Origin of the sequence: Vreelandella arcis (assembly GCF_900103865.1) — a bacterium.
In the GTDB taxonomy this organism is placed as follows: Bacteria; Pseudomonadota; Gammaproteobacteria; order Pseudomonadales; family Halomonadaceae; genus Vreelandella; species Vreelandella arcis.
In genome coordinates this window covers 54,000-67,157 of the sequence record NZ_FNII01000009.1, presented here as the reverse complement: position 1 = coordinate 67,157, position 13,158 = coordinate 54,000, and the positions used below count along the sequence as shown (strand labels likewise).

Below are 13,158 nucleotides of genomic sequence, written 5' to 3'. Positions count from 1 at the left end.
GCTCCGATTAAAGCTGAATGCCTGAGAAGGACATAAAGCCCAACGACATCAGACCCACGGTGATAAAGGTGATACCCAGGCCCTGCAAACCAGCCGGTACATCGCTGTACTTGAGCTTTTCACGAATACCTGCCAAGGCGGCAATGGCCAGCGCCCAGCCGGTACCTGCACCGAACCCGTATACGACCGATTCGCCAAAGTTATAGCTACGCTCTACCATGAACAGTACACCACCGAGGATGGCGCAGTTCACGGTAATCAGCGGCAGGAAAACACCTAACGCGTTGTAGAGCGAAGGCACGTACTTATCCAGAAACATTTCCATGATCTGGACAAGCGCGGCGATAACACCGATGTAGCTCAGCAGACCCAGGAACGACAGGTCAATATTCTCAGCGCCGCTGATACCGGTCCAGGTAAGCGCCCCTTCCTGCAGCAGGTAGGTAAATACCAAGTTGTTAACCGGAACCGTTACGGTCAGTACCACGATAACCGCGATACCTAGGCCAATCGCGGACGATACCTTCTTGGATACGGCCAAAAAGGTACACATCCCAAGGAAGAAGGCCAACGCCATGTTCTCAACGAAAACCGAAGCAACAAAAAGGCTTAGATAGTGTTCCATGTTACACGGCCTCCTTCGGCTGAGTGTTTTCCTTCATTTTGAATTCGTTCTCTTCTACCTGTTCGGGGTTGAGTGAGCGCAACACCCAAATCATCAGGCCGATAATAAAGAACGCTGAAGGGGGCAGTAGCAGCAAGCCGTTGGTCACGTACCAGCCGCCATCCTGAACGGTCGGCAGCACGGTGAAACCAAACACGCTTCCTGCGCCCAGAAGTTCACGGAAAAAGCCAACAACCATCAACACAAAGCCATAGCCCAGGCCGTTACCAATACCGTCTAGGAACGACATGCCCGGCGTGTTGGACATCGCAAAACCTTCTGCACGCCCCATGACGATACAGTTAGTAATGATCAGCCCCACGAAAACCGACAACTGCTTGGACATTTCGTACGCGTAGGCTTTGAGAATCTGATCCACCACGATGACCAACGAGGCGATAATGGTCATCTGGACGATAATACGAATTGAAGACGGAATATGGTTCCGTATCAACGAAACGAATAGATTCGATAACGCCGTTACAAAAATAACCGCCAGCGCCATTACCAGCGATACGCTCATGCTGGTCGTTACCGCCAGTGCCGAACAAATCCCCAAGATTTGCAGTGCAATCGGGTTATTCTTGAAAATCGGCGCTGTTAAAACGCTTTTTGCATTTACGTCCGCCATGATCAGGCCCCCTCAACGTCGTCGAAGTTGGTATCGGTGTCTTCGGCGTCTTCCGGGTCAGTGCCACTGCGGAATCTGGCCAAATACGCACCGAAGCCTTCTTCACTTAACCAGAACTGCAGCATGTTGGTCACGCCGTTACTGGTAAGCGTAGCGCCGGATAGCGCGTCTACTTCGTGCTCACTACTCGCGCCGCCTTTGGTGAGGTGGATTTCCGGTGAGAGGTCGCCCTCTTCATCGTAAATCTCTTTACCTTTCCACTGAGACTGCCAGCGCGGATTGTTAACCTCAGCGCCCAGGCCAGGCGTTTCGCTGTGCTCGTAGTAGGTAATACTGACGATGGTGTTGCCATCGCCTTCTACTGACAAGAAGCCACGCATTAGGCCCCACAGACCTTGGCCGCGAATAGGCAATACTATCTGGTCAGGGTCTCCAGCATCACCCACCAAATACACCGTCGCGAATTTTTCTACCCGCGAAAGGCCTGCGATATCCTTTTCGCCGGAAAGCGTGCGACCCGAAGCAGGATCCCGCGCAGCCTCGAAACTATTGTAGGTTTCGGGATCAAACTCATCGGTATACTCGCCGGTTTCCAGATTCACGACCCGAGCGGTAATGTCCTCGTTGAACACCTCTTCAACGTCCATACCCGGCTCATAGAGTTTGGCGACGTTCAAGATATTCGTTTTACGGTCAAGTTCCTGATTCAGCTGCTGCAATGGTCGCAATGCGACAGCCGCCGTCGAGACAATGACGGAACACACGATACACAGTGCAAACGCCACAATCAGGATTTTCTTGATTGAGTTATTACCTTGTGCCATTAGGCAGTCTCCTCGGCCGGTACGCCGGTACGCTTAACGCGACGTTTGATATTGGCCTGGACGAAGAAATGGTCAATCAGCGGTGCAAACAGGTTAGCGAAGAGAATCGCCAGCATGATGCCTTCCGGGAAGGCCGGGTTCACAACGCGAATCAAGACGGTCATCACACCAATCAACGCACCAAATAGCAGGCGGCCTTGGTTGGTCATCGAGGCGGATACCGGGTCGGTCGCCATAAACACCATGCCAAAGGCGAAACCACCAACCACCAAATGCCAGTACCACGGCATGGCAAACATCGGGTTAGAGTCAGAGCCCATCAGGTTAAATAGTGCGCTGGTGGCCACCATACCGAGGAACACACCCAACATAATCCGCCATGAGGCGATACCCGTCCACAGCAACACCGCGCCGCCGATGAAGATCGCTAGCGTAGAAACCTCGCCTACCGAACCCGGAACAAACCCTAAGAACGCATCCCACCAACTAAAGGTATTGGCCAGCGAGCCCATGCCTTCCTGGAAAGCCAGCGACAGTGCCGTTGCGCCGGTATAGCCGTCGGCCGCGACCCAAACGGCATCACCCGAGATTTGCGCTGGATAGGCAAAATACAAAAATGCACGGCCGGTTAACGCAGGGTTAAGGAAGTTTTTGCCGGTGCCGCCAAAAATCTCTTTACCGATGACCACGCCAAAGGTGATGCCCAAGGCCACCTGCCAGAGCGGGATGGTCGCAGGCAATATCAGTGCGAAAAGAACCGATGTGACGAAGAAGCCTTCATTCACCTCGTGACCGCGCTTGATCGCGAACAGTACTTCCCAGAAACCACCGACCACAAAGGTGACCAGGTAGATAGGTAAGAAGTAGGTAGCGCCAAGGACGAAGTTGGCCCACAAACTGCTGGGGTCATGCCCTGAAGCCAGGGTCATCATGATCGCTTCGCGCCAACCGTCCATGGATGCGTAGCCTGCGTCGATGGCGGTGTTGGCCTGCCAGCCAGCGTTCCACATACCGAACAGCATAGCCGGGAAGGTACACAACCACACCGTGATCATGATGCGTTTGAGGTCAATACCATCGCGCACATGCGCCGTGGTTTTGGCCACATTGGGGGGAGAGTAGAAAATTGTGTCTACAGCTTCATAAAGTGGGTAAAACTTTTCGTATTTACCACCTTTATGGAAGTGCGGCTCGACGCTATCGAGTGTTTGTCGAATACCCATCATCAGGCCTCTTTCTCAATCATGGAGAGATTGTCACGCAGAATGGGACCGTACTCATACTTGCCGGGGCAAACATAGGTACACAATGCTAGGTCCTCTTCATCCAGCTCCAGACACCCCAGTTGCATGGCAACCTCAATGTCGCCCACGATCAACGAACGCAATAGCTGCGTTGGCATAATATCCAGCGGCATTATGGTCTCGTAAGCGCCGACCGGCACCATAGCCCGCTCTGACCCGTTGGTAGACGTGGTAGGGGCGTAGTTTTTCAGACCTTTAATTTTCGAAAGGTAAATACCCAGCACGGAATGGCGATCAGTACCTGGCGACAACCAGCCCAAGAAAGCGCGTTTATTGCCCTCTTCAATCAAGCTGATCTGGTTATCAAAACGGCCCAGGTAGGTCAATTTGCCTTCAGCGGCAAAGCCTGAGAAGACCGATCCTGAAATAACACGAGTGTCCTCAGGTTGGATTATATCACCCGCTAAGAGTTCATCCGTGCTGGCACCTATGCGAGTGCGCACCAAGCGTGGATTTTCGGCACGCGGACCACCAATAGCGACCACACGACTGACATCCAGCTTACCTTCGGCAAACAGCTTGCCGAAAGCGATAACATCCTGGTAACCAATGTGCCAGACCGTCTTATGTAGGGCGACTGGCGACAAATAGTGAATATGTGTACCGACCAAACCCGCAGGGTGTGGTCCGGCGAAGCTCTCGGTTGTAACGCCCTCGACGTCACCACCGGGAACAGAGGCGTTGGCTCCCGTGCACAGAAAAACGTTGCCCTCGGTCAGGCGGGTTAGCACCTTGAGGCCGTCTTCAAATGCTTGGGTATTCTCATTGATGATCACCGAAGGATCTGCACTTAGTGGGTGCGTATCCACGGCGGTGACAAAAATATCGGTTGGTGTGCTATCAATTGCAGGCGTCCGCGAAAAAGGACGCGTACGTAGCGTGGTCCAGAGTCCAGACTCTACCAGTTGATCGACCACGACCTGACGGTCAAGTTGGCCCAAAGAGCCACGCTCATGAGAGGCAAAACTTACCGCCTCCTCTTGCTCATCGGCCTTGATCACGACAGACAATAGACGACGCTTTTCGCCACGGTTTATTGCGAGCACTTCACCGGAGGCGGGTGCGGTGTAGCGCACGCCCTCTGTTTTTTTATCGGTAAAGAGCAGTTGGCCTAGTTTGACCTTATCCCCTTCCTGAACTTCCATGGTTGGCTTCATGCCAACGTAGTCAGTGCCCAGGATTGCCACATGGCGCACAGGACGCGCATCTTCAATACGCTGCTCGGGCGCTCCCGTGATGGGGAGATCCAGGCCTTTTTTGACTTCGATCATAGTCTCGCCCAGTTGATGGATCGGATATACGAAGGTAAGGGGTTCGAATGGGTTCGAATTCTTGTTTGCTGTTCAGATTGTAACCAGTCAGGCTCAAGCGGTACTTGAACAACCCCGAAAAATCTACCGCATTATAAAGACAAGCGAGCCTAATGACCACATCAAGTGGTGTCGCCAAAAGTGCTATAGACGCATCAAAAACGAGGCTCTTTTAGCCAATCCATAAGCAAAAACGCCACCTTACGGTGGCGTGGGTCGAACAATACTTATACATAAAAATTCAACGTTAGGCTGCTTGATTCGGCAACTTCAAGAAGCTGACATTGGACATTTGCTGGAGAATGCGTATGACCTGGCAGCTATAGCCAAATTCATTATCGTACCAAACGTAAACGACTGCGTGGTGGCCGTTAGCAATCGTGGCTTTGGCGTCGACAATACCAGCATGCCGATTGCCCACAAAATCGGACGACACGACTTCGGGAGAGTCGACGAAATCGATTTGCTTTTGGTAGGCCGAATCGATCGACATACGACGCAAGTAGTCGTTTAAGGCCTCAACATCAGTAGTTTTATCCAATGTCAGGTTCAAAATCGCCATCGACACATTGGGGATGGGTACGCGAATCGCATTGCCCGTTAGTTTGCCTTCAAGCTCCGGCAGCGCTTTGGCCGCTGCCTTAGCAGCACCGGTTTCGGTCAATACCATGTTGAGCGCTGCGCTACGGCCGCGGCGATCACCCTTGTGGTAATTGTCGATCAGGTTCTGGTCGTTAGTGTAGGCGTGTACGGTTTCCACGTGGCCGTTAACAACGCCGTACTCGTCATTGAGCGCCTTGAGAACCGGTACGATGGCGTTAGTGGTGCAGGAAGCCGCTGAGACAATACGGTCTTGCTCAGTAATCGCCTCGTGGTTGATGCCGTAAACAATATTTTTAATGTCGCCCTTACCCGGTGCGGTCAGCAACGCTTTGGACGCCCCTGGGCAAGCAACATGCTGGCCAAGCCCCGCTTCATCGCGCCACATACCAGTGTTATCAACGATAACCGCGTTGTTGATACCGTAGTCGGTATAATCAATATCCGTTGGGTTATCGGCATAAATCACCTTAACCACATTACCGTTGATCGTCAGGGTGCGCGCCTCGACATCCACCACAATGGTGCCGTCAAAGGGGCCATGAACCGAATCACGACGTAGCAGACTGGCCCGTTTTTCCAGGTCTTTCGCCACATCACCGCGCCCGCGCACGACAATTGCCCGTAGCTGTAAAAGGTTCCCGCCGCCGGCTTTCTCAATCAATACGCGCGCCAGCAAACGTCCGATGCGGCCAAACCCGTAAAGCACCACGTCTTTCGGTTCACCCTTGCTGGCGCCCGGCTGGTAACCATCAACAATTTGGTGCAGCTCTTTGCGTAGAAAGGCTTCAACATCGCCGCCGCCCTGCTTTTTAAACATCACCGCCAGCTTACCGACATCCACATGCGCCGGTCCCAAGTTAAGTTCGCACAGCGCTTTGACAACCGGATAGGTATCTACCACCGATAGCTCGGTGCCTTCGATTTTACGCACAAAACGATGGTCTTTGAGGATGCGAATGACCGATTGATTGATCAACGAACGCCCATACATGGTCGCCACAACATTATGCTGACGGTACAGACGGCCAATCAAAGGGATCATCTGCTCTGCCAGAGCTTCGTTGCTTTGCCATTCTTGAAAAACGTTTTCGAGCGTTTGCTGACTCACGGGCGGCCTCATTAAGTAATGAAAAAAATGCAGGGGTATTATCAATAGCCATCTTAAGCGCCGCAATGCCTGGATAGTCGCAGACGGTGTAGGTGGATTACACAAACGGCTAATCGACTACAAGCATGCCGTTTCTGCCTAAAAGCGTTGATCGTGTATGATCTAGCTTCCGTTTCAGCGCAGAACGACATCACTATTATGCCGACTTTTTCTTTACTGGCTCCGCCCCAGCCTCAAGGCGCGCGCGATACACTCTATTGGACCTCGCCTCCTGGAAGCGCGACGGCGCTGGCCTTAGCTCGCCTTGCCGCCGACGCACCGCTGCTGGTGATCACGCCCAGTACCGCGAGTGCGCAGCGCCTGGAGCAGGACCTGTCGTTTTATAGCGATGTGCCGGTCCTGCCCTTCCCCGACTGGGAAACGCTGCCCTACGACAGCTTTTCCCCGCACCAGGATATCGTCTCAGCAAGGCTGCGCACCCTGCGACAGCTCCAAGACGGCGTTCGCGGCCTCGTGCTGGTGCCCATCAATACGCTGATGCAGCGCTTACCACCGGTTGATTATATTGCCGGACGCGTCCTCACGCTGACTGCCGGTGAAAAACTTGACCGCGAACAGTTTCGCGAAGCGCTGTCCCGAGCGGGCTATCGAGCGGTGGAAACGGTTTACGAGCCCGGCGAATATGCCATGCGCGGTGCTTTGATCGACCTGTTTGCCATGGGCATGGACGAACCGATCCGCATCGACTTGTTCGACGATGAGATCGACACCCTGCGTCACTTTGACCCAGGAAGCCAGCGCTCAACGGAAAAACTCAGCACCATTGAATTGTTACCGGCCCACGAATATTCGCTAAGCCGCTCGTCGATCGCCTGCTTCCGCGAACATTTTGAAACCTTGTTCGACGTCGACCCACGCCAATGCCCGCTTTATAACGAGGCGTTAAAGGGCATCCCCTCGCCAGGACTGGAACATTATTTGCCGTTATTTTTTGAGCAAACGGCGTCGCTATTTGATCATTTAACCGCTGACACGCGAGTCGCCCTGCTGCCGAATGTTCATTCAGCGGCCGAGCAGCACTGGCAGGCGATTGAAAGCCGATACGAAAATCTCGGCGTTGACCCCACGCGGCCATTACTGCCGCCGCACCGCGCGTTTTTCTCCGTCAGCGATGTATTTGCGGCGATCAAACAGCGCCCAAGGGTTGAGCTTAGCGACGACCCTGAACAGCGCCACGCGATAGAGCCTGAGGCAAAATCACTGCCAACGGTGGCGATCAACTCTCGCGCAAAACGGCCACTGAGTGACTTTTCTGATTTCCTGGAACGAGAGCAAGATTCCCGCGTATTACTAGTGGCCGAGTCCCGCGGGCGGCGCGAAGCCCTTGAAGAGATTCTGGCACCGCTGTCGATAAAATTGCCGCACATTGACGGCTTTCAAGATTTTCTCGCCGGTGACCAACGCATCGCCATTACCGAAGGGCTGATTGACAGCGGGCTATGGCTCACCGACCCACCGCTTGCCGTGATAAGCGAAACGGAGTTGTTCGGTGATGTGGTACGCCAAAGCCGACGTCGCGAAAAAGCCACCGACGAGAACGAGTTCGCCGTTCGTCACCTCTCCGAACTACGTCGCGGCGCGCCCGTGGTTCATCAGGCTCACGGGGTCGGCCGCTATATTGGTTTAGAAGCACTTGAGGCGGGTGGCCAGGCGAACGAGTTTTTAGCGCTGGAATACGCTGACGGGGCCAAGCTTTATGTGCCGGTCGACAGCTTGCATCTGATCTCTCGCTATAGCGGTGCGGATGATGAGCTAGCACCTCTCCACAAGCTAGGCTCCGACCAATGGGAAAAAGCGCGCAAAAAAGCCGCCGAGAAAATTCGCGACACCGCCGCCGAGCTACTGGATGTGTATGCCCGCCGCGAAGCTCAGGAAGGCGTCGTGTACGAATCGCCTAGCGATGAGTACGCGCGCTTCGCCGGGAGTTTCCCGTTTGAAGAAACCCCCGACCAGCAAGCCGCCATTGAAGCGGTGATTGACGATATGACCTCGCCTCAGCCCATGGATCGCGTCGTCTGCGGTGACGTTGGTTTTGGTAAAACCGAAGTTGCCATGCGTGCGGCCTTTCTGGCCGTTCAGTCCGGCCGCCAGGTGGTTGTGCTGGTTCCCACCACGCTACTGGCCCGCCAGCACTTCGAGAATTTCCGCGACCGCTTTGCCGACACAGCGGTCAATATCGGCCTCATCTCACGCTTTACCCACGGCAAAGAGATGAATAAGACGCTGGAAGACATCAAAAACGGCCAGACCGACATTGTGATTGGCACCCATAAGCTGCTCGCCAACAGCGTTGAGCTGCCTAAAATGGGGCTACTGATAATCGATGAAGAGCACCGCTTCGGCGTCGCTCAAAAAGAAAAGCTCAAAACCCTGCGCGCCCAGGTCGATATCCTCACACTCACCGCCACACCAATCCCCCGGACCCTGAATATGGCGATGAGCGGTATCCGCGACCTGTCGATCATCGCCACCCCGCCGGCCCGACGCTTATCGGTCAAAACCTTTGTCCAGCAGCACCAGGACGGCGTCATAAAAGAGGCCCTACTGCGGGAGATTTTACGCGGCGGCCAAGTCTACTATTTACACAACGAAGTTAAGACCATCGAAAATGCCGCCGAGCGCATTCGTACATTGGTACCTGAGGCCCGCGTTGCGGTCGCCCATGGCCAACTACCCGAGCGTAGCCTTGAGCGCGTGATGTCCGACTTTTACCACCGTCGTTTCAATGTCTTGGTCTGCTCGACCATTATCGAGACAGGTATCGATGTGCCCAGCGCCAATACGATCATCATCGAACGGGCCGATAAATTTGGCTTGGCCCAATTACACCAATTGCGCGGGCGTGTGGGCCGCAGTCACCACCAAGCCTATGCGTATCTACTCACCCCGACCCCCAAGGCAATGACCCGGGATGCCATGAAGCGCCTGGAGGCGATCAGCGCATCGGATGACTTGGGTGCAGGCTTTACCCTGGCGAGCCACGATATGGAAATTCGTGGCGCGGGCGAGTTACTGGGCGACGAGCAAAGTGGCCAAATGGAGACGATCGGCTATACCCTTTATATGGAAATGCTTGATCGTGCCGTCAAGGCAATTCGTGCTGGCAAAACGCCCAACATCGACGCGCCCTTTGATAGCGGCGTCGAAATCAGTCTCAATCTGCCTGCGTTGATTCCTGACGACTATATTCACGATGTACAGCAGCGTCTGGTGATGTACAAACGCATCGCCAACACGCAAAGCGATGCCGAGCTTAAAGAACTCCAGGTTGAGCTGATTGACCGCTTCGGATTGTTGCCCGCGCCGCTCAAGCACCTGATCCGCCAAACACGTTTACGCCAGCGTGCCGAGCAACTCGGCATTAAGCGATTGGAGGCTGGCGAGCAGCGCGGGCGGATTATCTTCGATGCCCACACACAAGTGGATCCCTACACCTTGGTGACACTCATTCAATCGTCGCCGCAACACTACCGTTTGGACGGCTCAGACACCTTACGGTTTGAATTTTCAATGGAAAAAGTTGACCAACGGTTTGAACATATCGAGTCACTGTTAACCACGCTCAATCAAAAAGTGGCGGCAGCGTAGCAGTTGCGGCAAACTGCGCCTGTTGCCATCGCCTGCGTTAGCGATGTATTCACTGATTAGGAATCACCATGAACATTCGTCACACCTTTCTTCACTGGGGCCCCACCAGCCTCGCGGTTCTGCTAGCCGCAAGCCTGTCGGCGCCGGTGATGGCCCAATCCGATGACGAGCAGGCAAGCCAAGACATGCCTGAGCTCAGCGACATCGCCATTGAAGGCGCCAAGCAAGTCGCGCTGAAGACACCTAACGATCTACCCCGCGGGGAGTTCTACCTTCCCGAGGAAGGCGACGTGATCGGCAAGCGCTATACCATCACCATCGACAACCCAAAAGACACGCTGATCGATGTTGCCCGACGTCATAATATCGGCTACGAAGAGATCCGCATGGCCAACCCCGACGTCAGTATATGGGTACCCGGAGAAGGTACTGAAGTCGTGATTCCGGCCCGGTACATTCTTCCGCCGGCTGAGCGCGAAGGCATTGTGATCAACCTGTCAGAACTCAGGCTTTACTACTATCCCGCTGATAAGCCGGGGATTGTCGAGACTTATCCGGTCAGCGTGGGTCGCGAGGAATTTGCAACACCGGTAGGCAAGACCAAAACCACCATCAAAGTGAAAGACCCGGCTTGGTCGCCGCCTTCCTCGATGCGCCGCGAAGCCGCTGCGCGTGGCGAGCCAGCCCCCTCAATCGTGCCGCCCGGCCCTGACAATCCGCTTGGCCGGCATGCGATTCTATTGGGCTTACCCAGCTACTTAATCCACGGCACAAATCGCCCGGAGGGCGTCGGGATGCGCGTCAGCCGCGGTTGTATTCGCATGTACCCAGAAGATATCGAATCCCTTTACGAGCGTGTACCGAGCGGTACACCCGTGAATTTGATTGATGCGCCTTTTAAAGCAGGCTGGGCCTCAGACGGTACGCTATTTGTACAGTCTTACCCGCAACTTGAAGAAAATATGGATGACTTTGAACCGCTGCTGGATGCCCTCAAGCGCGTCTCTGAACTTACCGAAGACAATATTCAGGTCGACTACGCCCAAGTACGCCGTGCGGTAGAATCACCCAATGGCCGCTTTGTTGCGCTATACGGCCCTCAGGCGCCTGCACCCGAACCTGAGGCACCTGCAGTGGAGGAAACGCCCGATTTTCTTGAGCAGGGTATCTTTGAACAGATCGAGCTGAGCGACCGCCGCGAGGGCGACGAAGAGGCGTAATTTTCTTGCGTTGTGCGTGATGCAAAAACACTGATCACGCACCGCATTCCAAAATGCACCCACAAAAAACCCCGCCGAAGCGGGGTTTTTTGCATGCTTAAAAGTTGTGAAGAGCTTGGCCCTTACAACCGATAAGTCATATTACTTCTGCATAGAGCGCTCAAACATGCGCTCCATTTCTGCACGGTTCTGCTCAGACATCTGCAGGGCAGCTTGCGCGTCGCGCTGAGCTTGGTTTGCAGTGTTCAGAGCTTGAGAAGCCATGCTACGTGCTTCAGCGGCATCAGCTTGCGCTGATTCAGCTGTCATGCGAACTTCTTCCAGTGCGCCAGTAGACGCACAACCAGCCAGAATGGCCAGCGAAGCGGCAGCAGCAGACATCTTCAGAGTAGTCTTAAAAGTCATCGTGTTCTCCTTGATCTTCCTTGGGTACAACGTTAAGGGTATGACAAATATAAGCCTACGAGGTACGCCTAAATTTGTCTACCTGCGGTGCAGGTTCTATACAGTGACTAGTGCCGCAAAGCACGTCAGTCAAACGCTGTTTTATTATAGACCACAGCGGTTGTCTATAGCCACGAGTTTAAAACCTCGAACTTCCTTCAACAACACCAGCTTAGCGGATCACCACGCGAGTGCCAACCTCAACTAACTCGGTGAGGCGTTCAATTTGCGAATTCGTCACCGCGACACAACCTTGGGTCCAGTGGTAGCGGCCATGGATATCGGGATCCGCCTCGCCTAACCCATGAATGCCAATGGCACCCCCCAACACTGTTTGTTGGGGCGGCTCGCGGTGGCGCCGGTAATAATCGAAGTAAGCATCGTAATCATGCTGCGAGTAGACACCGTTTTGCAGCGCCATACGCGCATGCGTAGGCGTCGGATAATTGACGCCCATAAAAGTGTGCCACTTACTGTCATAATTGAAGCGGTTAATGCGAAACTCACCCATTGGCGTCGCATTACCACCCCTCAGCCGCTGGGTACTGGCCCCACCACGGCCTAACGAGACAGGTTTAAACGCCTCAATCACCCGGTAGCCACGATAGACAGAGAGCGTTGCGGCTTCATCGTCGATCAACACCCATAGCTCATTGGGCTCGCGGGGTTCAGCGGCCCGCTCAAGCGTCTTGGCGACAAGGTCAGGATATGCTTCAGATGCCAAGGTGGTACTGGCCGCGGCGCTGGCAGCAACGGGCCAACTAAGGGCAATCGCTAGGAAACGACGGCGGGTTACCAGCTTCATTTAATACTCTCACGCTTAACGGGTGTTACGGCAATGTCGCCATTTCAAGCAGCTTTATAACTGAGATTGGTCATCACTACTAGGGCCGCGGGTCTAAACGCCTTGCAGCTCTTCGATACTGGCGACAATTCGGCGCAGCTCTGCGTTGTGGCCTTCCGCCAAAGCATTAAAGAATTCGGCTTCGGGTTCAATGACCGCCCGGTTCACGCGGTGAGCATAAAGCGCTTCCAGAGTACGGTGTGCTTCGACAGCGGACGCCATCACAGCGTCAATAGAATTGCCCAAAGGCTTATCGGCCAGCGCTTCTAATTGAGGCGGTTGGGGAAAGTCATTCGGATCATCAAACCAGGTTTCAAGTACGTCACGCTTTTCATGCCCTTCATCGAAAATAGCACGCAAGCCTGCCTGCATGCGGGTTTCGTGTTCGGCTAGGTAGGTCAGTACCATCTGCAGGCGTTCGCTTTCAGCATCCTTTGCACGAGCACTGTATTGCTGGGCAAGACGCCCATGGTAGCCCTCAACCCAGGCAATTAAATCTTTAACTTGGTTATAGCGCATTGTCTCTCCCCTCTAGCATCGCACCGTTCACTTATGCGA

Annotated in this window: 11 protein-coding genes; 2 read left to right on the top strand and 9 right to left on the bottom strand. The window is 54.2% G+C overall.

Features of this window, described 5'->3' with window-relative positions; all coding sequences use genetic code 11:
• Window positions 1–7: 7 nt before the first annotated feature.
• From nqrE to BLR97_RS12120, 6 genes are all read right to left on the bottom strand, one after another.
• Window positions 8–625: an NADH:ubiquinone reductase (Na(+)-transporting) subunit E gene (nqrE, locus tag BLR97_RS12145; RefSeq protein ID WP_089706801.1), complete on the bottom strand. Its 618-nt coding sequence runs from the start codon at window positions 623–625 to the stop codon at window positions 8–10.
• 1 nt (window position 626) lies between these two features.
• A complete protein-coding gene (locus BLR97_RS12140) occupies window positions 627–1,295 on the bottom strand; it encodes an NADH:ubiquinone reductase (Na(+)-transporting) subunit D (RefSeq protein WP_089706800.1) in 669 nt (222 codons plus the stop codon).
• Window positions 1,296–1,297: 2 nt separating this feature from the next.
• A complete protein-coding gene (locus BLR97_RS12135; RefSeq protein ID WP_089706799.1) occupies window positions 1,298–2,119 on the bottom strand; it encodes a Na(+)-translocating NADH-quinone reductase subunit C in 822 nt (273 codons plus the stop codon).
• Complete coding sequence (locus BLR97_RS12130) at window positions 2,119–3,345, bottom strand: NADH:ubiquinone reductase (Na(+)-transporting) subunit B (protein WP_089706798.1); 1,227 nt, start codon at window positions 3,343–3,345, stop codon at window positions 2,119–2,121. Before BLR97_RS12130 ends, BLR97_RS12135 begins: the two co-directional genes overlap by 1 nt.
• Entirely contained in the window at window positions 3,345–4,694 is a 1,350-nt protein-coding gene (locus BLR97_RS12125; protein ID WP_089706797.1) for a Na(+)-translocating NADH-quinone reductase subunit A, read from the bottom strand. Before BLR97_RS12125 ends, BLR97_RS12130 begins: the two co-directional genes overlap by 1 nt.
• A gap of 286 nt (window positions 4,695–4,980) precedes the next feature.
• Window positions 4,981–6,444 (bottom strand): glyceraldehyde-3-phosphate dehydrogenase, encoded by a 1,464-nt coding sequence (locus BLR97_RS12120; protein WP_089706796.1) that lies wholly within the window; start codon window positions 6,442–6,444, stop codon window positions 4,981–4,983.
• A gap of 198 nt (window positions 6,445–6,642) precedes the next feature.
• Here BLR97_RS12120 and mfd point away from each other — a divergent pair, with 198 nt between their 5' ends.
• Together mfd and BLR97_RS12110 are read left to right on the top strand one after the other, a co-directional pair.
• Complete coding sequence (gene mfd, locus BLR97_RS12115; RefSeq protein WP_170833021.1) at window positions 6,643–10,092, top strand: transcription-repair coupling factor; 3,450 nt, start codon at window positions 6,643–6,645, stop codon at window positions 10,090–10,092.
• Between the two features lie 68 nt (window positions 10,093–10,160).
• A complete protein-coding gene (locus BLR97_RS12110; protein WP_089706794.1) occupies window positions 10,161–11,312 on the top strand; it encodes a L,D-transpeptidase family protein in 1,152 nt (383 codons plus the stop codon).
• Window positions 11,313–11,453: 141 nt separating this feature from the next.
• On the opposite strand, the gene BLR97_RS12105 is transcribed toward BLR97_RS12110, so the two are convergent.
• The 3 genes from BLR97_RS12105 to BLR97_RS12095 form a co-directional block, all read right to left on the bottom strand.
• Window positions 11,454–11,717 (bottom strand): Lpp/OprI family alanine-zipper lipoprotein, encoded by a 264-nt coding sequence (locus BLR97_RS12105; protein WP_085919284.1) that lies wholly within the window; start codon window positions 11,715–11,717, stop codon window positions 11,454–11,456.
• A 211-nt stretch (window positions 11,718–11,928) separates the two neighbouring features.
• Window positions 11,929–12,561, bottom strand: a complete 633-nt coding sequence (locus tag BLR97_RS12100; protein WP_089706793.1) for a L,D-transpeptidase family protein — start codon at window positions 12,559–12,561, stop codon at window positions 11,929–11,931.
• Between the two features lie 93 nt (window positions 12,562–12,654).
• Window positions 12,655–13,119 carry a hypothetical protein gene (locus BLR97_RS12095; protein ID WP_089706792.1) on the bottom strand — a complete coding sequence of 155 codons (465 nt, stop codon included), beginning with the start codon at window positions 13,117–13,119 and terminating at the stop codon, window positions 12,655–12,657.
• Window positions 13,120–13,158 lie beyond the last annotated feature (39 nt).